The organism is Vibrio sp. S457-15 (genome assembly GCF_000960545.1).
Lineage (GTDB): Bacteria > Pseudomonadota > Gammaproteobacteria > Enterobacterales > Vibrionaceae > Vibrio > Vibrio parahaemolyticus.
In genome coordinates, this window is the sequence record NZ_JYOQ01000066.1 from 1 (window position 1) to 436 (window position 436).

A 436-nucleotide genomic window follows, 5' to 3' on the forward strand; every position below is an offset into this window, starting at 1 on the left:
GCTCCACACTGTCTGTAGGTTCAGTCTCATAATGTTGCAAAGTAATACGCTTACCAAACTCCGACTTCATCTCAATTTCAACTACACTGCCTGGACTCAAGTTACCCCAAGAAATATCCGGCACCCAAGATGAGTTTCCACCCAAACGCTTATTGATTGTTCCTCCATTAACAATCGGCCCTTCAGAGTCAATTAAGATATTGAATTTTGGTGAATTTGTAGCTTGACGATTAACAAAGTTCCCCAAATTGTCTTCTGCATTTACATTGACAGTCCAGTTACCATCTCCCGGATAAACGACTTTACCTTGGCTCGCACAAAGAGTACCTGTACATAATTTAACCTTAAATGAATCTTGCGTATTACTGGAAAACTGATCGCTTGTGTAATCGACCGTTGTACCATTTGAGAGATCGACAAACGATAAACTCCGCTT

The 436-nt window shown here is 40.8% G+C and carries 1 protein-coding gene; it reads right to left on the reverse strand.

What is annotated here, in order from left to right:
- Window positions 1–436: hypothetical protein (locus UF05_RS26315; RefSeq protein WP_048852391.1), on the reverse strand; the 436-nt coding region annotated here is incomplete at both ends.